Origin of the sequence: Thalassobius sp. Cn5-15 (assembly GCF_022347685.1) — a bacterium.
Classification (GTDB): Bacteria; Pseudomonadota; Alphaproteobacteria; order Rhodobacterales; family Rhodobacteraceae; genus Thalassobius.
The window spans coordinates 139,496-159,620 of record NZ_JAKRGF010000003.1 but is presented as its reverse complement, the minus strand read 5'-3'; the positions used below and the strand labels follow the sequence as shown (position 1 = coordinate 159,620).

Annotated in this window: 19 protein-coding genes; 8 read left to right on the top strand and 11 right to left on the bottom strand. The window is 59.3% G+C overall.

The features are described 5' to 3' along the window. Window positions 1-22 precede the first annotated feature (22 nt). Window positions 23-1,069, bottom strand: a complete 1,047-nt coding sequence (locus MHM86_RS08895) for a rod shape-determining protein (protein ID WP_239198645.1) — start codon at window positions 1,067-1,069, stop codon at window positions 23-25. A 264-nt stretch (window positions 1,070-1,333) separates the two neighbouring features. On the opposite strand from MHM86_RS08895, the gene MHM86_RS08890 reads away from it, so the two are divergent. Next, window positions 1,334-2,119 carry a 23S rRNA (adenine(2030)-N(6))-methyltransferase RlmJ gene (locus MHM86_RS08890; RefSeq protein WP_239198073.1) on the top strand — a complete coding sequence of 262 codons (786 nt, stop codon included), beginning with the start codon at window positions 1,334-1,336 and terminating at the stop codon, window positions 2,117-2,119. A 21-nt stretch (window positions 2,120-2,140) separates the two neighbouring features. Here MHM86_RS08890 and MHM86_RS08885 read toward each other — a convergent pair whose 3' ends face one another. Then, window positions 2,141-3,037 carry a zinc-ribbon domain-containing protein gene (locus tag MHM86_RS08885; protein WP_239198071.1) on the bottom strand — a complete coding sequence of 299 codons (897 nt, stop codon included), beginning with the start codon at window positions 3,035-3,037 and terminating at the stop codon, window positions 2,141-2,143. Between the two features lie 278 nt (window positions 3,038-3,315). Here MHM86_RS08885 and MHM86_RS08880 point away from each other — a divergent pair, with 278 nt between their 5' ends. The 4 genes from MHM86_RS08880 to MHM86_RS08865 are packed head-to-tail and all read left to right on the top strand — an operon-like array spanning window position 3,316 to window position 6,265. Further along, on the top strand, window positions 3,316-3,993 hold the full coding sequence (locus MHM86_RS08880; RefSeq protein ID WP_239198069.1) for an ATP-binding cassette domain-containing protein: 678 nt from the start codon (window positions 3,316-3,318) through the stop codon (window positions 3,991-3,993). After that, window positions 3,990-4,892 carry an ABC transporter permease gene (locus tag MHM86_RS08875; RefSeq protein WP_239198067.1) on the top strand — a complete coding sequence of 301 codons (903 nt, stop codon included), beginning with the start codon at window positions 3,990-3,992 and terminating at the stop codon, window positions 4,890-4,892. The genes MHM86_RS08880 and MHM86_RS08875 overlap by 4 nt, the downstream gene beginning before the upstream one ends. Beyond that, on the top strand, window positions 4,892-5,620 hold the full coding sequence (locus MHM86_RS08870) for a 1-acyl-sn-glycerol-3-phosphate acyltransferase (protein ID WP_239198065.1): 729 nt from the start codon (window positions 4,892-4,894) through the stop codon (window positions 5,618-5,620). The genes MHM86_RS08875 and MHM86_RS08870 overlap by 1 nt, the downstream gene beginning before the upstream one ends. Before the next feature lie 39 nt (window positions 5,621-5,659). Continuing rightward, window positions 5,660-6,265, top strand: a complete 606-nt coding sequence (locus MHM86_RS08865) for a pyridoxamine 5'-phosphate oxidase family protein (protein ID WP_239198063.1) — start codon at window positions 5,660-5,662, stop codon at window positions 6,263-6,265. A gap of 370 nt (window positions 6,266-6,635) precedes the next feature. Here MHM86_RS08865 and MHM86_RS08860 read toward each other — a convergent pair whose 3' ends face one another. The 9 genes from MHM86_RS08860 to MHM86_RS08820 form a co-directional block, all read right to left on the bottom strand. Next, window positions 6,636-6,986 carry a hypothetical protein gene (locus MHM86_RS08860; protein ID WP_239198061.1) on the bottom strand — a complete coding sequence of 117 codons (351 nt, stop codon included), beginning with the start codon at window positions 6,984-6,986 and terminating at the stop codon, window positions 6,636-6,638. Between the two features lie 45 nt (window positions 6,987-7,031). After that, on the bottom strand, window positions 7,032-8,420 hold the full coding sequence (gene lpdA, locus MHM86_RS08855) for a dihydrolipoyl dehydrogenase (protein WP_239198059.1): 1,389 nt from the start codon (window positions 8,418-8,420) through the stop codon (window positions 7,032-7,034). A 119-nt stretch (window positions 8,421-8,539) separates the two neighbouring features. Continuing rightward, window positions 8,540-9,592: a glycosyltransferase family 2 protein gene (locus tag MHM86_RS08850; protein ID WP_239198057.1), complete on the bottom strand. Its 1,053-nt coding sequence runs from the start codon at window positions 9,590-9,592 to the stop codon at window positions 8,540-8,542. A 6-nt stretch (window positions 9,593-9,598) separates the two neighbouring features. Then, entirely contained in the window at window positions 9,599-11,107 is a 1,509-nt protein-coding gene (gene odhB / locus MHM86_RS08845; RefSeq protein ID WP_239198055.1) for a 2-oxoglutarate dehydrogenase complex dihydrolipoyllysine-residue succinyltransferase, read from the bottom strand. Between the two features lie 3 nt (window positions 11,108-11,110). Then, window positions 11,111-14,077, bottom strand: a complete 2,967-nt coding sequence (locus MHM86_RS08840) for a 2-oxoglutarate dehydrogenase E1 component (RefSeq protein ID WP_239198053.1) — start codon at window positions 14,075-14,077, stop codon at window positions 11,111-11,113. A gap of 151 nt (window positions 14,078-14,228) precedes the next feature. Continuing rightward, window positions 14,229-15,116 (bottom strand): succinate--CoA ligase subunit alpha, encoded by an 888-nt coding sequence (gene sucD / locus MHM86_RS08835; RefSeq protein ID WP_058317207.1) that lies wholly within the window; start codon window positions 15,114-15,116, stop codon window positions 14,229-14,231. Window positions 15,117-15,121: 5 nt separating this feature from the next. Continuing rightward, the gene (gene sucC / locus MHM86_RS08830; protein WP_239198051.1) at window positions 15,122-16,315 is read right to left on the bottom strand and encodes an ADP-forming succinate--CoA ligase subunit beta; all 1,194 of its coding nucleotides are present in this window, start codon (window positions 16,313-16,315) and stop codon (window positions 15,122-15,124) included. 342 nt (window positions 16,316-16,657) lie between these two features. Then, a complete protein-coding gene (gene mdh / locus MHM86_RS08825) occupies window positions 16,658-17,620 on the bottom strand; it encodes a malate dehydrogenase (RefSeq protein WP_058317210.1) in 963 nt (320 codons plus the stop codon). Between the two features lie 270 nt (window positions 17,621-17,890). Beyond that, on the bottom strand, window positions 17,891-18,211 hold the full coding sequence (locus tag MHM86_RS08820) for a hypothetical protein (RefSeq protein ID WP_239198049.1): 321 nt from the start codon (window positions 18,209-18,211) through the stop codon (window positions 17,891-17,893). Between the two features lie 213 nt (window positions 18,212-18,424). Here MHM86_RS08820 and MHM86_RS08815 point away from each other — a divergent pair, with 213 nt between their 5' ends. Genes MHM86_RS08815 through MHM86_RS08805 form a run of 3 tightly spaced genes read left to right on the top strand, consistent with a single transcriptional unit; the run spans window position 18,425 to window position 20,125 of the window. Then, the gene (locus MHM86_RS08815; RefSeq protein WP_239198047.1) at window positions 18,425-19,279 is read left to right on the top strand and encodes a CoA ester lyase; all 855 of its coding nucleotides are present in this window, start codon (window positions 18,425-18,427) and stop codon (window positions 19,277-19,279) included. Window positions 19,280-19,337: 58 nt separating this feature from the next. Next, window positions 19,338-19,883 carry an NnrU family protein gene (locus MHM86_RS08810; RefSeq protein ID WP_239198045.1) on the top strand — a complete coding sequence of 182 codons (546 nt, stop codon included), beginning with the start codon at window positions 19,338-19,340 and terminating at the stop codon, window positions 19,881-19,883. Between the two features lie 38 nt (window positions 19,884-19,921). Continuing rightward, window positions 19,922-20,125 carry a DUF1737 domain-containing protein gene (locus MHM86_RS08805; protein WP_239198043.1) on the top strand — a complete coding sequence of 68 codons (204 nt, stop codon included), beginning with the start codon at window positions 19,922-19,924 and terminating at the stop codon, window positions 20,123-20,125.

Genomic DNA, 20,125 nt, shown 5'->3' with positions numbered 1-20,125 from the left:
CCTTTACCCAAAGGTGGGGAGATCAGCTGTCGTAGTCAATCGCGTGACGCAGCTGTTTTTCGTATTCCAGCGCCTTGCCGGTGCCCATAGCAACGCAGTTCAGGCTTTCATCCGCGATGGAGACGGACAGGCCGGTCTGTTCGCGCAGGGCCAGATCCAGATCACCCAGCAGCGCGCCGCCACCGGTCAGCATCACGCCGCGATCCACGATGTCTGCCGCCAGGTCGGGGGGGGTCACTTCCAGCGCGGTCATCACGGCTTCGCAGATCTGCTGCACAGGTTCGGCCAGGGCCTCGGCCACCTGGGCCTGGCTGACTTCGGTTTCCTTGGGGACACCGTTCAGCAGGTCACGACCGCGGATCTGCATCGAGGCACCACGACCATCGTCGGGCATCCGTGCCGTGCCGATGGTGGTTTTGATACGCTCCGCGGTGCTTTCGCCGACCAGCAGGTTCTGGTTGCGACGCAGGTAGTTGATGATCGCCTCATCCATGCGGTCACCACCGACGCGCACGGAACGTGCGTACACGATGTCGCCCAGCGACAGAACTGCCACTTCGGTGGTGCCGCCACCGATATCAACCACCATGTTGCCGGTTGGATCGGTGATCGGCATGCCGGCACCGATGGCTGCTGCAATCGGTTCTGCGATCAGGCCGGCGCGACGGGCACCAGCAGAGAGAACGGATTGACGGATTGCACGCTTTTCCACCGGTGTGGCACCGTGGGGCACACAGACGATGATTTTCGGCTTGGAGAAGGTGGAGCGTTTGTGAACCTTGCGGATGAAGTGTTTGATCATCTCTTCGGCCACGTCGAAATCGGCAATGACACCATCGCGCATCGGACGGATCGCCTCGATCGAGCCGGGGGTACGGCCCAGCATCAGCTTGGCGTCTTCGCCCACGGCCAGCACTTTCTTCACGCCGTCTTTGACGTGGTATGCAACAACCGACGGCTCGCTCAGAATGACGCCTTTGCCTTTGACGTAAACAAGCGTGTTTGCCGTGCCAAGGTCGATCGCCATATCGGACGAAAACAGGCCAGGCAGATTGTCGATAATACCCATAGTGGATGGTGCCCCGTGGTAAATAGTCATACACAAATCGCCAACAGGCGTCGGCGCAAGATCGCTTATAGGCGGCTGTGTCCAGTTGGGAAAGGGGACAAGGCTGTGTGATCAGCGCCTTTTTGCCAAGGCTGGCCAATTTCAGGGCATCTGTCGCGAGACCTCTGTGCAATGGGCGATGGCCTGCCACTGAAAACAGCCATTGCCAGCGCACCGTCTAACCCCGTATCAGCGCAGGATCATTGTCGCAAAAGGGTGCAGGCCATGCTGTCCTATCAACATATCTACCACGCCGGAAATCTGGCGGATGTGCAAAAACATGCGCTTTTGTGCCAAATGTTGGCGTACCTGACAGTGAAGGATAAACCGCTCAGCTATTTTGAAACCCACTCGGGCCGTGGACTCTATGGTCTGGACGCCGCAGAGGCGGTGAAAACTGGTGAGGCGGCAGCAGGCATTGATGCCGTTGAGGCCCGCGAGTGGTTCGGCGCGGACCATCCTTACATGCAGGCGCTCAGCGCCGTGCGGGATCAACACGGCGCGCGCAGTTATCCAGGGTCGCCCCTGCTTGCGCGACACCTTCTGCGCGATCAGGATCGGATGTCGCTGGCAGAGTTGCACCCGCAGGAGTTTGCAGCGCTTGATGGCTTGTTCCCGCGCCGTGCCGCCAATTGCGTGAAACAGGACGGTTATGAAATGGTGATGGAACGCACCCCGCCAGAGCCGCGCCGCGGTATGCTGCTGATCGATCCGGCCTACGAGGTGAAATCGGAATATGACGCGATCCCTGCGTTTGTCGCCAAACTGCACCGTAAATGGAATGTCGGCGTCATTGCCATCTGGTATCCGCTTCTGACCACGGGCGCACATCTGGGCATGGTTAAGGCGCTGGAGGCACTGGATCTGCCCAAAGTGCTGCGCCATGAGGTCCGTTTTGGTCCCGCACGCCAAGGCCACCGGATGGTCGGTTCGGGCATGTTTGTCGTGAACACGCCCTTCGGCACGGAGGATGAAGCGCAGCGGTTGAGCACGTTGTTCACTGCGCTCTAAGCCTGTTTGCCAGGGGACGGTTTAGCTGCCGCTTTCTGCCTGTATGTTGATCAACAATTGCCGCACCTGATCATCCAGCGCCGCGCGGGCGCCATCAATGGCGCTGGTGTACTGCATCATCACAGGTGCCAATGCGGGCACAGATGCGCTGATCCGTGGCGCAAAGCTGTAAAGCGCCCAGAGGATCGCTGTCAGCATCAAGGCAAGGGCAAAGCCACGACGGAACCCACTGCCGCCGCGATTGGGGCGGGCTAGGGCGCGGTCATCTCCGTCAAGGAGGTCATGATCATCCGCTGCTGCGGGGCGGTTTTCAGCCGCTGGACGCAGAGAAGAGTTGATCTCGTCAATATCCGGTAGCAGATCGCGCCGCGAGGTCGGGGTACTTTCTTCCAGTTCCTCTGGCTCTGGCGTTGGGGCATCGCCTGCGGTGGCGTCATCCGGTTCACCGCGCATGCGGGCCATTCGTTCACGCACCTGACGCGCGCGTCGCTCCTCAGCGTCCTCAGGCGGGGTCAAGCCCAGATCAGGCTGGCTTTCTAGCGGGGTTGCCTCAGCCGCGCGGGCGCGCGCTTCGCGCTCAGCTTCTTCGCGCAGCACCTCGGCGATAGAAGGATCCAGTTCACGGCGACGTGGCGCGAGATCATCCTCGGCCATCTCTGCGAAATTATCGATCTCTGGCTCTGCTGCCTCAGGGGGCACTGGAGCGACGGCTGTGTCCGGGACGGCGACTCCTTCGGCGATGGGTTGCTCGACCAGACCGCTGGCGATCAGCTCTTCTTGCAGATCGGGGTCATTGTCAGGATGGTGCTGAAACCAGGTATCACCGCAGTTCGAACACTGCACATCGCGCCCCATGTCGGGGATCACGTCGTCGGGCACCTCGTATTGTGCGCCGCAATTCGGGCAGATCAACCGCATTTCCTTGCCTCTCACCGATGCTCGACTGGATAAAGCCTTGGTTTGGTTAACGTTCGTTAACACTATTCATTGACGCAACTATATGAGGGAAACCCACTTTGTAAAAGGCCAAAGCTTGACGGTTTTCCCCCTTACGCGGATGGCTATAGGCGGAAAAGCGGCATTGGTGCGTTATTGAGGGGCTGTCTGCAGCGTTCTAAGGCTGATGGCGCATTGCATCTGCGCAGCGCCTCGTGCAGTAAAAGATGCAGCAGAACGCGCCAGAACAGGAGTAGCCGGTGATTGATTTAGACAATGTGGCCTACAGCTATGGGGGTGGTGAACTCCTGAGTGAGATTTCGCTGCAACTGTCGCCGGGATCGTTTCATTTTCTGACGGGGCCGTCGGGTGCGGGCAAAACCACCTTCATGAAGCTGTGCTACGGCGCGTTGGTGCCCACCGCCGGTCAGGCGCGGCTGTTTGATCGCGATGTGCGGTCACTGGACCGTGACGAAATGGCGATGATGCGCCGCCGCATTGGCGTGGTGCATCAGGACTGTCAGTTTCTGGATCACCTGCCCATTTCGGAAAATATCGCGCTGCCGCTTAACGTGTCTGGCCGCGACAACATCGATGAGCTGGCCAATCTCAAGGAACTGATGGCCTGGGTTGGGCTGAAATCTCGTGCTGAGGCGCTGCCGCCGGAACTGTCGGGTGGTGAACGCCAGCGGGCAGCGCTGGCGCGGGCGGTGATTATGTCGCCTGACGTGATCCTCGCCGATGAGCCCACTGGCAACATCGACTGGGAGATGTCTCAGCGTCTGCTGCGCCTACTGGTTGAACTGAACCGCATGGGCAAGACCGTGATGGTCGCCACCCATGATATGAACCTGATCCGTGCCGCCAAGGGGCAGGTGCAGGCCCGTGTGTTGCGGATCGCCAATCGCCGGGTACAGTTGGCAGGGGCGGACCTATGAAACAGTTGAAAAGTCTCACCGCGCTGTTTATCCCGGACACACAGGCCGACCGTGTGGTGCCGCCCACCGGATTTACCGCGACACTCACCACCTTCAGCGCCGCTGCGATGGCATTTCTGGCGGTGTTTGCGATGGCGCTGACGCTGGCGTCGGGCCGCTTGGCGGATCGCTGGTCGCATGAGCTGGCGCGATCCTCCACATTGCGTATTTCGGCGCCAGAGGATCAAATGCAGGTGCAAATTGCCGCCGCACTGAAAGTGCTGGAAACCACCCCCGGTGTTGCCAGCGCCCGTGCGCTGACAGCCGATGAACAAAAGGCACTGCTAGAGCCTTTCTTCGGTCCCGACCTGCCGGTCGAGGATCTGCCGATCCCGCAGCTCATCGAGGTGAATGAAACCTCCGCTGGATATGACAGCACGGGGCTGCGTCTGCGTTTGGCGGCCGAGGTGCCGGGCGCTGTGCTGGATGATCACACCCGCTGGCGCAAACCGTTGGTCGCGGCGGCAGGGCGCATCCGCCTGCTGGGCTGGGCAGCGTTCTTGCTGATTGGTGGCGCAATGGCGGCAATGATCACGCTGGCCGCGTCTGCCGCCCTGTCGGCCAATGCGCAGGTGATCAAGGTGCTGCGATTGGTGGGCGCGCAGGACAGTTACATCGCCGGGGCCTTCGTGCGCCGCTTTACCTATCGCGGTTTCGTCGGCGCGGCCATTGGCGCGTTTGGCGGCACCGCAGCGGTCTGGCTATTGCCAGAGGCGGAAACCACCTCTGGCTTCCTGACCGGCCTTGGTTTTCAGGGCGCCCATTGGCTGTGGCCGCTGGGCATTCCGGTTCTGGGCGGCGCGGTGGCGTTGGCGGCCACACGATCGGCGGCGCACCGTAAATTGAAGGAGATGCCATAATGGCTTACGCTTGGCGCTGGCTGCGCAGTCTGGTGTTCAATGTCCAGATGTATGTGATGATGTTGCTGATCGGCATCGTGTTTTTTCCGCTGGCGCTGGTCAGCCGCTGGGGCGCGCGACTGGCCTGCAAGAGCTATGCGAACTGGGTCGTCTGGACCGCTGGTTGGATGCTGGGCCTCAAAAGTGAGGTGCGCGGCGAGCCGCCCACCGATGAGGTCATTCTGGCTGCCAAGCACATGTCCTTCTTTGACGTCCTGCTGATTTTCAGTGCCGTTCCAGCGGGCAAGTTCATCATGAAGCGGGAAGTCCTCTTTATGCCGATTATCGGTCAATATGGCGCGCGTATTGGCTGTGTGCCGGTCAAACGCGGCAAGCGCGGCGCGGCGATCAAGCAGATGGTCGAGGATGTAGAAAGCGGCGCAGCAGAACCCGGTCAACTGGTGATCTATTCCCAAGGCACCCGTGTCGCCCCGGGCGAAAAGCTGCCCTATAAGGTCGGCACCTATGTTCTGGCCCGCGAAACCGGTCAGGACGTCGTGCCCGTGGCAACCAACATCGGTGTCTTCTGGCCCAAGCGCGGGGTGTCCCGTCAGGCCGGTGTCGCGGTGGTGGAGTTCCTGCCGCGTCTGGCGCCCGATATGGAGAAAAGTGATTTCATGGCGCAATTGGAAGAGACCGTAGAAACCCGGTCCAATGCCCTTATGCGTGAAGCGGGTTATGAGGTGTGATAGCCGTCTGGTGACATCGACCAGATAGGGGACGGGAAAATGGAATGGGTCAAAGACACAGCTGAGTTGGAGGCGGTCTATGGCACCGCCAAAGGTGCCCCGATTACCAAAGTCGCCAAGCGTCTGACGCCAGAATATCGCCGCTGGATTATGGCATCGCGGTTTTGCGTTGTCTCCACCCTTGGGCCCGAGGGCGCCGATGGCAGCCCGCGCGGTGACGATGGACCGGTTGTGCTGGACCTGGATGACCGTACGCTGGCGCTGCCCGATTGGCACGGTAACAACCGTATCGACACCCTGCGCAACATTGTGCGCGATCCGCGTATCGCGTTGATGTTCATGGTGCCGGGATCTGCCAATGTGGTGCGCGTCAACGGTCAGGCCCGGGTAACCTTTGATGACAGCCTGCGCGCGCGGTTTGAAAAGAAGGGCAAACTGCCCCGATCCGTCGCCGTGATCCGCATCGAAGAGGTCTATGTGCAATGCGCCCGTGCCGTTATGCGGTCCCGCCTGTGGACCGCTGGTGACGAAAGCGGCGAGGTGCCCACCATCGGCACCATCCTGACCGCCATGACCGAAGGTGACATCGATGGTGACGCCTATGACCGTGACTGGCCCGACCGCGCGGTGCAATCTATGTGGTGAGCGCCTGTGAAGGCAGCGATCCAGCCGTGTATCCCCTATGTGGGCCTGACTCGTCTGAACCCAACCGCCATTCAGATCGACAGGGCCATAATCAAACGTTCGTCAGTGATCTGTCGGCTCTCCCACATTTTGTCTCGGGGCTTCCTGCCCTTAACCCTCACTCTCGTGGCAATGTCACCGATAGCATTACGAACGGTTCGCCGACCGTATGCTCCCCAGCCAGCAAGGTCGCGCCCCAGCGTTTGGGGTCGCCACCGCGGGTCGTTTGCCAATTTGTCCACGCGACGAAGCGGTCGTAGGGGTTCAATTTGGCCTTTGGGTCAATGCTGAGGTCTGGCGCGTGTTCGGCCAGAAAATCTGCGGTGCGGGTTTATAGGATGTCCACGGCGTCGATCAGGCGGGTGGCCGTGTCCTGATAGAACTCTAACCCGCAGCGGTGTTTGGTCACGGACAGGATGCCGTTGCTGTCTGTGTCCAGCCACCGCTTGCTTTCGGCACCGCTGGCAACCGCTGTCAGGCCCAACTCATCGCCAGTGGGAAAGGCGGCGGGTGGGGGCGTTTCTATGGCAGAAAGGCAGATAGCTGCGAACCGGTCGAAGGCGCGGTGGGCGTGGCGCTCCAACGCAGAGGGGCTGAATTGGCCCATCAAAGCATAGCCGAGTGTCAGGCCAGCGCAGACAATAGTGGTGTAGCGAAATAGGGATTTGGCGGAGCGCGTCATTCGTCAAAGACCCCCTCCCGACGCATGGGCCGGGAGGGGAATGTTTTAGGCGTGGATGGCGCCGTCACCGCAGGCCAGCGCTGCCTCACGGACCGCCTCAGAGAAGGTCGGGTGGGCGTGGCAGGTCAGCGCGATGTCTTCGGCGGAAGCGCCGAATTCCATGCCAACGCAGATCTCGTGGATCAGATCACCTGCAGCTGGGCCGATGATGTGACAGCCAAGGATGCGGTCGGTTTCTGCATCGACCAGCAGTTTGACGAAGCCGTCACCCTGATGCACGGCCTTGGCGCGGGCGTTGCCCATGAAGGGGAACTTGCCAACCTTGTAGGCGCGGCCTTCTTCTTTCAGCTGCTCTTCGGTTTTGCCGACGCTGGCGACCTCTGGGGTGGTGTAGATCACGCCCGGGATCACGTCGTAGTTTACGTGGCCATGTTTGCCGGCGATGCATTCAGCGGCGGCCATGCCTTCGTCTTCGGCTTTGTGGGCCAGCATCGGGCCGTCGATGGCGTCACCGATGGCATAGATGCCTTTGACGTTGGTTTCCCAGTGGCTGTTGGTTTTGATCTGACCGCGCGGCGACATTTCAACGCCCAGTGTTTCCAGACCCAGACCGTCGGTGTAGGGCTTGCGGCCTGTTGCCACCAGAACCACATCGGCGTCCAGCGTTGCCTCGGACTGATCTTTGCGCAGCTGGTAGGTCACTTTGGCTTTGGACTTGGTGGTTTCCACCTTTTGCACGGCCGCACCCATGATGAAATTCAGGCCCTGCTTTTTCAGCATCTTCTGGAAGTTCTTCTGGATGTCGCCATCCATGCCGGGGGTGATTTTGTCGAGGAATTCAACAACCGTCACCTCGGTGCCCAGACGCTGGTAGACCGAGCCCAGTTCCAGACCGATCACACCGGCGCCGATAACAACCATTTTCTTCGGAATCTTCGGCAGATCCAGCGCACCGGTGGAGGAGACGACCAGTTTTTCGTCAATCTCAACACCTGGGATCGAGGAGGGTTCCGAGCCAGAGGCAACGATGATGTTCTTGGCCTCATGGACCTCATCGCCGACCTTCACTTTGCCCGCTTCGGGGATTGAACCCCAGCCTTTCAGCCAGTCGATCTTGTTCTTTTTGAACAGAAACTCGATGCCCTTAGTGTTGCCTTCGACAACTTCGCTTTTGTAGGATTTCATCTGGTCCCAATCGACCGAGGGGGATTTGCCCTTCAGGCCCATTTTGGCAAAGTTGTGTTCTGCTTCATGCAGGTTGTGGCTGGCGTGCAGCAGCGCCTTCGAGGGGATGCAGCCCACGTTCAGGCAGGTGCCGCCCAAAGTGTCGCGGCCTTCTATGCAGGCGGTTTTCAGGCCCAGCTGGGCGCAGCGGATCGCTGCTACATAGCCGCCGGGGCCGGCGCCGATTACGATGACGTCATATTGTGCCATGAGGTGTCTCCGTCAGGTCTCTTGTTCTAGATGTATGTTTGTGTTGCGGGCGGGGCGGGGGCGGTCTGCCCCCCGGTCCATGCGGGCCGTCCCCCGAAGATATTTGTGGAACAGTGAAGTCATGCGGTCATGGCTCCCTTGGTCCAGGTCTGGCGCTGTGCATCGGTTAGGATGGCAGCGCGGCGTTTGGTAAACCAGTTCTGGCAGTGCTGTTCAGCAGCGGCAACGCCGGGCAGAGCGCGTAAGTCGGCCAGCCGTGCTGTGGTTGCGGGCCAGTGGCGCAGGATGGCGCGGTCGGTGACGTCATTGCGGTTTGCCTGTGCATGCCAGCGGGAGCCGAGGTGGTATTTGTCATCCGTGCGTTTGCCTTGCCCGTCGCCGCGGTCGTTTTTCATTAGGAACAGGTCCTGTGATTTCACCGCGTAGTGGTTGATGCGGGCGGTCTTTGCTTTGCACGGCAGGCCATAGGGGCGGAAGCGCGAGACCTTGGCGCGTTTGAACAGCGGGGCGTTGGCCATTGCGGCGCCATCAGCGGATTTGACCGAGGGGTTGGTCACAGTGGGGTCCAGCGGATTGTGATCGGTGGCGGCGTTGAAGCTGGCGACGCGGAACAGGCATTTGGATTTGCTTTGGCCCGGTTCTGACGCAGCCTCGGCCTGAGTGAAGGCGTTGAGGACGCTATCACCGGCGGTCCAATCCGTCAGGCCGCTGTCGCCGAAATTGCGCCAGATGATCGGCACGCAGTCGGCGTCTGAAACATTCTGCATCAGGTCGGTCAGGTGGCCCTCGCCTGCTTCGATCAGCAGGAATTCATCGCTGTCTATGTGCAGGCACCATGTGGTTTTGATTTCGCGCAGATGGGCAAGGGCAAGGTCCATGCCCTGATCCTGAGGAATATCCCCTTCGGAGAGGGTCTGGCGGATGTGGGTCACAACACCGTGGTCGGCCAGCAGGTCCAGCAGGGTGTCGGAGCCATCGGTGCAGTCGTTGGTTACGATCACCACCCCATCAAACCCAAGGGTCTGATGGTACGCGATCCATTCCAGCACAAAGAGCCCCTCATTGCGCATGCAGGAGGTGAGAGCGATCGTTTCTGGCAGAGGGGTAGGGCCGGACATCGCGTCCTCGTTACAGGCGAAAGGCTGCGCCAACCGCAGGGGCTGGCGCAGCAAGCGATCTTACAGATCCATCAGCAGGCGGCGGGGATCTTCCAGTGCTTCTTTGACGCGCACCAGGAAGGTCACGGCGCCTTTGCCGTCAACGATACGGTGGTCGTAGGACAGGGCCAGATACATCATCGGACGGATCACAACCTGACCGTTGATCGCCATCGGACGGTCCTGAATTTTGTGCATGCCCAGAATGCCGGACTGCGGGGGGTTCAGGATCGGCGAGGACATCAGCGAGCCGTAGACACCACCGTTGGAGATGGTGAAGGTGCCGCCCTGCATTTCTGCCATCGACAGTTTGCCATCACGGGCGCGGCGGCCTTTTTCCGAAATCGCTTTCTCAATCTCCGCAAAGGACATGGCATCGGCGTCACGGATCACCGGAACAACCAGACCCTGCGGGGTGCCGGCGGCTACGCCCATGTGGACGTAGTTTTTGTAAACGATGTCGGTGCCGTCGATTTCGGCGTTCACCTCAGGCACTTCTTTCAGCGCGTGCACACAGGCTTTGGTGAAGAAGGACATGAAGCCCAGACGCACGCCGTGCTTCTTCTCGAAGTCGCCTTTGTACTGGTTGCGCAGCGCCATCACCTCGGTCATGTCCACCTCGTTATACGTGGTCAGCATGGCGGCGGTGTTTTGGCTGTCTTTCAGGCGGCGTGCGATGGTCTGACGCATCTTGGTCATTTTTACGCGCTCTTCACGCGATGCATCGTCGGCGCTGACCGGACCGCGCGGCATGGCGGCCGGTGCGGGCGTTGCGGCAGGGGCTGCTGCTGCAGCGGCTGCGGCGCGGGCCACGTCGGCTTTGGTGGCGCGACCATCACGGCCTGTGCCGGTCACTGCGTCGCGGGCAATACCTGCCTCTGCCATAGCTTTTTCAGCGGCGGGGCCATCTTTAATGTCCTTACCACCGGCTGCGGGGGCAGCAGCGGGGGCGGGGGTAGCAGCGGGGGCTGCGGCTACGGCGGCGCCAGCTCCGGCAGAGATCACGGCCAGTTTGGCGGTGGCGTCCACGGTGGTGCCTTCGGGCGCGACGATTTCGGCGAGAACGCCAGCGGCAGGTGCAGGCACCTCAACCGACACTTTATCGGTTTCCAATTCACACAGCATCTCATCCGCTGCAACAGTGTCGCCAACCTGTTTGAACCAAGTGGAAACGGTTGCTTCGGACACCGATTCACCCAGCGACGGCACCATCACGTCGATGGATTGCGCATCGCCTGCGGGGGCTGCGGCAGGTGCGGCTGCGGCGGCAGGGGCTGGAGCCGCTGCAGCGCCACCTTCGGTGATGTTGGCGAGCAGAGCGTCAACACCTACGGTTTCGCCTTCGGCGGCGACAATTTCTGCCAGCGTGCCAGCGGCGGGGCTGGGCACCTCAACGGTCACTTTGTCGGTTTCCAGCTCGCAGAGCATTTCGTCGGCAGCGACCGCATCGCCCGGCTGTTTGAACCAGGTGGCGACGGTGGCTTCGGTCACGGATTCGCCCAGTGTGGGGACGCGAACTTCAGTCGTCATGGGTTATTTCCCTTCGATGGTCAGCGCTTCGTTTACGAGCGCGGCTTGTTGTGCTTTGTGCTGGCTGGCCAGACCTGTTGCGGGCGACGCCGAAGCGGCACGACCGGCGTAGGTCGGGCGGGTGTGTTTTGCTTTGATGCGGGTCAGGCACCATTCGATGTTGGGTTCGATGAAGGACCATGCGCCCTGGTTTTTGGGCTCTTCCTGACACCAGACCATTTCCGCGTCCTTGAAGCGTTCCAGTTCCTTTGTCAGGGACATAGCGGGGAACGGGTAGTACTGTTCCACTCGCATCAGGTAGACATCGTCAATGCCACGGGCGTCACGCTCTTCCAGAAGGTCGAAGTAGACTTTGCCGGAACACATGACGACGCGCTTGATCTTCTCATCCGCCACCAGATTGGTGTCGGAGTTACCTTTCTGCGCATCATCCCACAGTACGCGGTGGAAGGAAGACCCAGTGGTGAAATCCTCAGCTTCCGAGATGCAGAGTTTGTGACGCAGAAGCGACTTCGGCGTCATAAGGATCAGCGGTTTACGGAAGGTCCGGTGCAGCTGACGGCGCAGAATATGGAAGTAGTTTGCAGGGGTGGTGCAGTTTGCAACGATCCAGTTGTCACCACCGCACATCTGCAGGAAGCGTTCCAGACGACCTGACGAGTGTTCAGGACCCTGACCCTCAAACCCGTGCGGCAGCATGCAGACGAGGCCGGACATACGCAGCCATTTCGATTCACCCGAAGAGATGAACTGGTCGAACATTATCTGCGCACCGTTGGCGAAGTCACCGAACTGTGCTTCCCACATGGTCAGCGCGTTCGGTTCTGCCAGTGAGTAGCCGTATTCAAAACCTAGAACCGCATATTCGGACAGGGCTGAGTCGATCACCTCGTAGCGGGGTTGACCTTCGCGGATGTGGTTCAGCGGGTAGAAACGTTCCTCGGTTTCCTGGTTCACAATGCCAGAGTGGCGCTGAGAGAAGGTGCCGCGGGTGGCGTCCTGACCAGACAGTCGCACAGGGTAGCCTTCGGTCAGAAGAGAGCCGAACGCCAATGCCTCTGCAGTGGCCCAGTCGAACCCTTTGCCAGTTTCCAGCATTTTGGACTTGGCGTCCAGAATACGGGCAACGGTTTTGTGCGCGGGAAACCCTTCGGGCAGGCGGCTCAGTGCGGTGCCGACCTCAGACAGGGTTTCCGGTTTGATCGCAGTTTGACCACGGTCATAATCGGCATCCTGTTTGTCCAGATGGGACCAGCGGCCGTCCAGCCAGTCGGCCTTGTTTGGCTTATACTCTTTGCCGATCTCGAACTCTTCGTTCAGATAGGCTTGGAACGAGGCTTTCATATCCTCGATCTCGCCCTCGGGGATCAGGCCATCTTTGACCAGACGATCGGTGTAAAGCTGCAGTGTGGTCTTATGCTTCTTGATGGTTTTATACATCAGCGGGTTGGTGAACATCGGCTCATCGCCTTCGTTGTGACCAAACCGGCGGTAGCAGAAAATGTCGATAACCACGTCTTTGCGGAACTTCTGACGGAATTCGGTCGCGACCTTGGCGGCGTGAACCACAGCCTCGGGATCGTCGCCGTTCACGTGGAAGATCGGCGCCTCAACCACCAGTGCGTTGTCGGTGGGGTAGGGCGAAGAGCGCGAGAAGTGCGGCGCAGTGGTGAAACCGATCTGGTTGTTCACCACGATGTGGATCGTGCCGCCGGTTTTGTGACCGCGCAGACCTGACAGGGCGAAACATTCAGCCACGACACCCTGACCTGCGAATGCAGCATCACCGTGCAGCAGGATCGGAATGACCGAGGTGCGGTCTGTGTCGTTCATCTGGTCGGTTTTGGCGCGTGCCTTGCCCAGAACAACCGGGTTCACCGCTTCGAGGTGCGAGGGGTTCGCGGTCAGCGAAAGGTGCACGCTGTTGCCGTCAAATTCACGGTCCGAAGAGGCACCAAGGTGGTATTTCACATCACCGGAGCCATCGACATCCTCAGGTTTAAAGCTGCCGCCCTGAAATTCGTTGAAGATGGCGCGGTAGGGTTTGCTCATCACGTTGGCAAGGATGTTCAGGCGGCCACGGTGGGGCATGCCGATCACGATATCTTTGACGCCCAAGTTGCCGCCGCGCTTGATGATCTGTTCCATCGCGGGGATCAGCGCTTCGCCGCCGTCCAGACCAAACCGTTTGGTGCCCATGTATTTCACATGCAGGAACTTCTCAAAACCCTCGGCTTCAACCAGTTTGTTCAGGATCGCTTTGCGGCCCTCACGGGTGAAGGTGATCTCTTTGTTGTACCCTTCGATGCGCTCTTTCAGCCATGACGCCTCTTCGGGGTTAGAGATGTGCATGTACTGCAGCGCGAACGTGCCGCAATAGGTGCGCTTTACGATTTCCATGATCTGACGCAGGGATGCGATCTGCAGACCCAGTACGTTGTCGATGAAGATCGGGCGGTCCAGATCGGCATCGGTGAACCCGTAGGATTTATAATCCAGTTCCGGATGCGGGGTCTGGTCGCGCATTTTCAGCGGGTCGATGTCAGCAATCAGGTGACCACGGATCCGGTAGGCGCGGATGATCATCAGCGCACGGATCGAATCCAAGACAGCGCGTTTGATCGCCTCGTCAGTGACCTCAACGCCTTTTTCGGCTGCTTTTTCTTTGATCTTCTTGCCAGCGCCTTTCGCCTCTTCGGGCGCGGGGGCGGGCCATTGACCGTCCAGTGCGGCGGTCAGATCATCGTTGGGGACTGGCGGCCAGTCATTGCGGGCCCAGGAAGGGCCAGCGGCCTCTGCCTTGACGTCCAGTTCTGCATCGCCCAGCTGGCGGAAAAATTCCTGCCAGACCTCGTCCACCGCATTGGGGTCCGCGGCGTAACGGGCGTACATTTGTTCCAGATACTCAGCATTATGCCCCTGCATAAAGCTGGAAGCATGGAAGAGGTCGTTCGGGCTTTGATCGTTCATTTTTGCATTCCTTGTGTCCGACCTGAAGCAACAGGAGAGGGACCCGAGTGATACGGTTTACCGGTCCCTGCCGCGATGCTTCGCAGGTGTCTCATCGTAAAGTGACAATAAGGGCGGGATGTTAACAACCCCGCCCCAATTCAACTTTTTATCAGCCGAGCTCGATAGCTTTCTGCACGGCTTCACCCAGGGTTGCAGGGCTATCTGCAACAACGATGCCAGCCGACTTCATTGCTTCGATCTTGTCTTCTGCACCACCTTTGCCGCCGGCAACGATTGCGCCTGCGTGACCCATGCGGCGGCCCGGAGGCGCCGTGCGGCCAGCGATGAAGCCTGCGGTCGGTTTCCAGCGGCCTTTTTTCTTCTGTTCCTTCAGGAACTCGGCTGCTTCTTCTTCCGCAGAACCACCGATTTCGCCGATCATGATGATCGAGGTGGTCTCATCATCGTCCAGGAACATGTCCAGTACGTCGATGTGCTCGGTGCCTTTGATCGGGTCGCCACCGATACCAACGGCGGTCGACTGGCCCAGACCGATGTCGGAGGTCTGTTTCACAGCCTCATAGGTCAGGGTGCCGGAGCGGGACACAACGCCAACCGAACCACGGTTGTGGATGTGGCCGGGCATGATGCCGATCTTACAGGCGCCGGGGGTGATCAGGCCGGGACAGTTCGGACCGATCAGACGGCTGGTGCTGTCTTCCAGCGCACGTTTCACGCGCATCATGTCCAGCACCGGGATGCCTTCGGTGATGCAGACGATCAGTTCCATTTCCGCGTCGATCGCTTCGAGGATCGAGTCGGCCGCGAAGGGCGGGGGAACATAGATCACCGATGCGTTTGCTTCGGTCTTGGCTTTGGCTTCGTGTACGGAGTTGAACACGGGCAGGCCCAGATGTTCGTTGCCACCTTTGCCGGGGGTTACACCGCCGACCATTTTGGTGCCATAGGCAATCGCCTGTTCCGAGTGGAAGGTGCCCTGCGAGCCGGTGAAGCCCTGACAGATGACCTTGGTGTTTTCATCTACGAGAATAGCCATTGGTCTTAACCTTTCACCGCTTTAACGATCTTCTCAGCGCCGTCCGACAGGTTGTCGGCTGCAATGACGTTCAGGCCAGAGGTGTTGATGATCTCTTTGCCTTTTTCGACATTGGTGCCTTCCAGACGGACAACCAGCGGAACCTCAAGGCCCACTTCTTTCACAGCCGCAACAACGCCTTCTGCGATCACATCACAGCGCATGATGCCGCCGAAAATATTGACCAGAATGCCTTTGACGTTGGGGTCAGAAGTGATGATCTTGAACGCCTCAGTCACTTTCTCTTTGGTGGCGCCGCCGCCAACGTCGAGGAAGTTTGCAGGTTCTGCACCGTAGAGTTTGATGATGTCCATGGTGGCCATCGCCAGACCAGCACCGTTCACCATGCAGCCGATTTCACCGTCCAGAGCGATGTAGTTCAGGTCGTATTTCGACGCTTCCAGCTCTTTGGGATCTTCTTCGGTTTCGTCACGCAGGGCTGCAACGTCGGCGTGGCGGTAAACTGCGTTGCCGTCAAAGCCCAGTTTTGCGTCCAGAACCTTCAGCTCGTTGCCAGGCATGACGATCAGCGGGTTGATTTCCAGCATCTCCATGTCCTTCTCAACGAAGGCTTGATACAGCTGGCTCATCAGTTTGACGCACTGTTTCACCGCAGTGCCTTCCAGGCCCAGAGCGAATGCGATGCGACGGCCGTGGTAGGGCTGGTAGCCGGTGGCCGGGTCTACGGAGAAGGACAGGATTTTCTCAGGGGTCGCTTCCGCAACCTCTTCAATGTCCATGCCGCCTTCGGTCGAGCAGACGAAGGAAATACGCGAGGTCTGGCGGTCTACCAGCAGAGCCAGATACAGCTCACGCTCGATGTCCGAACCATCTTCGATGTAGATGCGGTTAACCTGCTTGCCTGCGGCGCCGGTCTGGTGTGTGACCAGAGTGCGGCCCAGCATTTTCTTTGCTTCTTCAGCGGCTTCTTCCACCGACTTGGCCAGGCGGACACCGCCTTTTTCGCCAGCGTCTGCTTCCTTGAAGGTGCCTTTGCCGCGACCACCTGCGTGGATCTGAGCTTTAACAACCCACAGAGGGCCGTCCAGCTCACCAGCTGCGGTTTTTGCATCCTCGGCCTTCAGGACAACACGTCCATCAGAAACCGGGGCGCCGTATTCGCGAAGCAGAGCCTTCGCCTGATACTCATGAATGTTCATGAAACTGTCCCGTCTTGCTACGATTACGCAGATATACGCACAGGGCTGACAGTTCTTTAAGCAATTTTTATGCGCAGGGGCGGTTTTGCGCTGTTTTTCCGAAGTTTGTGATCACGCATTTCAGGGCTGTGATCACAAATCAAAAGTCGTGATAACAGCCGTCGACTTGTGGTGCCGCTCATTCTTGGGTGGGCTATGGATCCGACGACTCATTGCCTTTGGGGTGCGTGAAGCGACTTTTGAGCGCTAACGGGCGACCTTTTCTGTTTTGTCTGTCTTCGCATGGTCGCGCAATAAAAAAGGCCCGCCAATGGCGGGCCTTCAATGCGCGCTCTATCTGGCTTAGGCCAGCGAGGGGTCAATCTCTTTACAGGCGTCGACCAGACCTTTAACGGCGTCTACCGATTTGTCGAACATCACTTGCTCTTCTTTGTTCAGCTTGATGTCGACAACTTTCTCGATGCCACCAGCGCCGATCACGGTGGGCACGCCCACATACATGTCTTTCACACCGATCTCACCGTCACAGTAGGCGGCGCAGGGCAGAACGCGTTTCTGATCTTTCAGGTAGGCTTCGGCCATTTCGATGGCGCTTGTGGCCGGTGCGTAGTAAGCGGAGCCGGTTTTCAGCAGGCCAACGATTTCGGCGCCACCGTCACGGGTACGCTGCACCATGGCGTCCAGTTTTTCCTGCGTGGTCCAACCCATTTCGATCAGGTCGGGCAGGGGGATGCCGGCAACGGTCGAATAGCGAACCGACGGAACCATGGTGTCGCCGTGGCCGCCCAGAACGAAGGCAGTGACGTCCCGCATGGAGACGTTGAACTCTTCGGCAAGGAAGTGACGGAAACGGGCGGAGTCCAGAACGCCAGCCATGCCGCAGACTTTGTTCGCGGGCAGACCCGAGAATTTCTGCAGAGCCCAAACCATCGCGTCCAGCGGGTTGGTGATGCAGATCACGAATGCGTCGGGCGCGTGGGCTGCGATGCCTTCGCCAACCGACTTCATCACTTTCAGGTTGATGCCCAGCAGGTCGTCGCGCGACATGCCCGGTTTACGTGCCACACCTGCGGTCACGATGCAGACGTCGGCGCCAGCGATGTCCTCGTAGGACTGGGTGCCGGACATTGCTGCGTCAAACCCTTCCGAGGGGCCCGATTCCGCGATGTCGAGGGCTTTGCCTTCGGGCAGGCCTTCTGCGATGTCGAACAGGACAACGTCGCCCAGTTCTTTCAGAGCTGCGAGGTGGGCAAGGGTGCCACCGATGTTGCCTGCGCCGATGAGGGCAATCTTGGGTCTGGCCATGGAAATTCTCTCCGGTCCGTTTTGAAATCGGAGATGGGGTAGTCGTTTCCGGCCTTTCGCGCAAGGGTGCTGCGATGCAGCGGGCAGGGTCTCACTGGGTTTTTGTACCAAAAAACCCTGTATCTATTGACTGGTGGCGCTAACGCTCTCTTTGTCGTATTTTTGTGATCAGACTGCGTTTTTGCCTTGTCTGCACTGCCCGCGCGCCTTCGGGCGAATGACGCAGTGTGCAGATTCGCGGTCAGGATGTAGGCTGGGCGCATCAATGCACTAAAGCGCCGATCCTTGGACTGGCGCTGCTTCCGCCAGGGTTTCAAAGGCCTGACCGCTGGCGACAAGGCAGGTCATCCCGTCGGCGCGGGTGACGGTGATTGTCCAGGTGCCAGAAGATGTGGAGGCAAAAACCTCAACGACTGCATTGTCCCGGCCAAGGCCGATGGACTGACGGCTTTCACCGTAATCTGTGGCCAATTTATCGACCACCTTGTCGCGTGGAGCGCAGATGTTGGTCGCGGTGGCCTGCGCTGACTGAGCACTTAGGAGGAGGGCGGCACAGCATAGCGCTGCGGGCTGGAGTAGGGGATGTGACATATCAGATGTCCTTTCGGGGAACGAAGAGCTAAGGACAGGCTGATGCTTTGGGCTGAAGATCCGGTTAACGGTCCGCGCGGCTTGCCTATATTCAGCCAATTGTGGAGCCGGATCCGCTGGACGTGGCGTTTTCTGCATTGCGGCGAGATTTGCCTTGAACTTTTTTGGCGATTTTGGTCTTTACAGCGCAACATTCTTGCGAGGAGATCTGAAATGGATATGGCCGCCCGCCCTTACCGCTCTGTACTGTATATTCCTGGGTCCAAGGACCGCGCGCTGGAAAAGGCCCGTGGTCTTGCCGTTGACGCGATCATCTTCGACCTCGAAGATGCGGTGGCCCCTGATGCCAAGGTCGGCGCGCGTGACACGCTGAAGGCCGCGCTGGCGGACGGCGGCTATGGCAACCGCGCCAAGATCATCCGCATCAACGGTCTGGACACCGAATGGGGTCAGGGCGACGTTGAGGCACTGCGTGGTGCGGACGCCGATGCCTTTTTGCTGCCCAAGGTGAATTCTGCCGCAGATGTGCAGGCGCTGGCCGATCTGCTGGGCAATAGCACCCCGATCTGGGCGATGATCGAAACGCCGCTGGGCGTGCTGAACGCGCTGGAGATTGCTGCCCACCCGCAGCTGCAGGGTTTTGTGGCTGGCACAAATGATCTGGCCAAGGAACTGAACTGTCGCTACCGCGCGGATCGTTTGCCGATGCAGATGGCGCTGCAGACCATGTTGCTTGCGGCACGCGCCCACGGCGTTGTGGCTGTGGACGGAGTGTACAACCAGTTCAAAGACGAAGAAGGCCTGAAAGCGGAATGCGATCAGGGCCGCGATCTGGGCTTTGACGGTAAAACGCTGATCCACCCCGCACAGGTGGAGGTGACGAACGTGGCCTTCGCCCCGTCGGAGGCAGAGATTGAGCTGGCCAAACGCCAGATCGCCGCCTTTGAAGAATGCGAAGCAGCGGGTGAAGGCGTGGCAGTTGTCGACGGGAAAATCGTTGAAAATCTGCACGTTGAAACTGCGACAAAACTGCTGGCCAAAGCGGCCGCTATTGCAGAACGTATGTAATCGGCGTTAGCTGCGCCCAGAATGAAATCCAAGACCCACGTATATACGGAGGCAACTTATGATTTGGCTTATTCTGGGCGTGCTCCTCTGGAGCGGCACACACCTCTTCAAACGACTGGCACCTGAGGCGCGCGCAAAACTGGGTGAAAAGGGCAGGGGCCCGATCGCCTTGTTGATCATGCTGTCCATCGTCCTGATGGTCATTGGTTATCGCGGTGCGGATGGCGCGTTTTTCTGGGGGCGCAGCCCGATGTTGGCAGGCATCAACAACCTGTTGATGCTGTTTGCGGTCTATCTGTTCGCCGCGTCGGGTCTGAAAACCCGTATCACCAAGGTGATCCGCCACCCGCAGCTGACCGCGATGAAGGTCTGGGCATTGGGGCACCTGATCGTGAATGGCGATACGCCGTCCTTTGTCCTGTTCGGTGGCCTTCTGGCCTGGGCCGTGGTGGAGGTGATCGTGATCAACCGCGCTGAACCGCGGCCTGCGCCACAGGATGACTACCCTATCGCCAAAGAGATCCGCGCCCTGATTGGCACTGTGATTGTGTTCGGTGGTATGGCTGGCGTGCACATCTGGCTGGGCTATAACCCCTTCGGATAAGGCCCATTGGCTAAGCTGGTTTGAATGAGGATACGACCATGAAACTTTATCGGATGCTGACCGAAGACGACACCTCGGCCTTCTGCCACAAAGTGACCGACGCGCTAAACAAAGGCTGGGAGCTGCACGGCGATCCCACCTATGCCTTTGACGCAGCCAACGGGGTGATGCGGTGCGGGCAGGCCGTGGTGAAAGAGGTCGACGGCACCTACACACCTGACATCAAACTGGGAGCTCAGTAA

Excerpts from the sequence above, each read along its gene's own strand:
- MHM86_RS08895 (WP_239198645.1), bottom strand. The coding sequence starts at position 1,069 with ATGGGTATTATCGACAATCTGCCTGGCCTGTTTTCGTCCGATATGGCG.
- MHM86_RS08890 (WP_239198073.1), top strand. The coding sequence starts at position 1,334 with ATGCTGTCCTATCAACATATCTACCACGCCGGAAATCTGGCGGATGTG.
- MHM86_RS08885 (WP_239198071.1), bottom strand. The coding sequence starts at position 3,037 with ATGCGGTTGATCTGCCCGAATTGCGGCGCACAATACGAGGTGCCCGAC.
- MHM86_RS08875 (WP_239198067.1), top strand. The coding sequence starts at position 3,990 with ATGAAACAGTTGAAAAGTCTCACCGCGCTGTTTATCCCGGACACACAG.
- MHM86_RS08870 (WP_239198065.1), top strand. The coding sequence starts at position 4,892 with ATGGCTTACGCTTGGCGCTGGCTGCGCAGTCTGGTGTTCAATGTCCAG.
- MHM86_RS08865 (WP_239198063.1), top strand. The coding sequence starts at position 5,660 with ATGGAATGGGTCAAAGACACAGCTGAGTTGGAGGCGGTCTATGGCACC.
- MHM86_RS08860 (WP_239198061.1), bottom strand. The coding sequence starts at position 6,986 with ATGACGCGCTCCGCCAAATCCCTATTTCGCTACACCACTATTGTCTGC.
- lpdA (WP_239198059.1), bottom strand. The coding sequence starts at position 8,420 with ATGGCACAATATGACGTCATCGTAATCGGCGCCGGCCCCGGCGGCTAT.
- odhB (WP_239198055.1), bottom strand. The coding sequence starts at position 11,107 with ATGACGACTGAAGTTCGCGTCCCCACACTGGGCGAATCCGTGACCGAA.
- MHM86_RS08840 (WP_239198053.1), bottom strand. The coding sequence starts at position 14,077 with ATGAACGATCAAAGCCCGAACGACCTCTTCCATGCTTCCAGCTTTATG.
- sucD (WP_058317207.1), bottom strand. The coding sequence starts at position 15,116 with ATGGCTATTCTCGTAGATGAAAACACCAAGGTCATCTGTCAGGGCTTC.
- sucC (WP_239198051.1), bottom strand. The coding sequence starts at position 16,315 with ATGAACATTCATGAGTATCAGGCGAAGGCTCTGCTTCGCGAATACGGC.
- mdh (WP_058317210.1), bottom strand. The coding sequence starts at position 17,620 with ATGGCCAGACCCAAGATTGCCCTCATCGGCGCAGGCAACATCGGTGGC.
- MHM86_RS08820 (WP_239198049.1), bottom strand. The coding sequence starts at position 18,211 with ATGTCACATCCCCTACTCCAGCCCGCAGCGCTATGCTGTGCCGCCCTC.
- MHM86_RS08815 (WP_239198047.1), top strand. The coding sequence starts at position 18,425 with ATGGATATGGCCGCCCGCCCTTACCGCTCTGTACTGTATATTCCTGGG.
- MHM86_RS08810 (WP_239198045.1), top strand. The coding sequence starts at position 19,338 with ATGATTTGGCTTATTCTGGGCGTGCTCCTCTGGAGCGGCACACACCTC.
- MHM86_RS08805 (WP_239198043.1), top strand. The coding sequence starts at position 19,922 with ATGAAACTTTATCGGATGCTGACCGAAGACGACACCTCGGCCTTCTGC.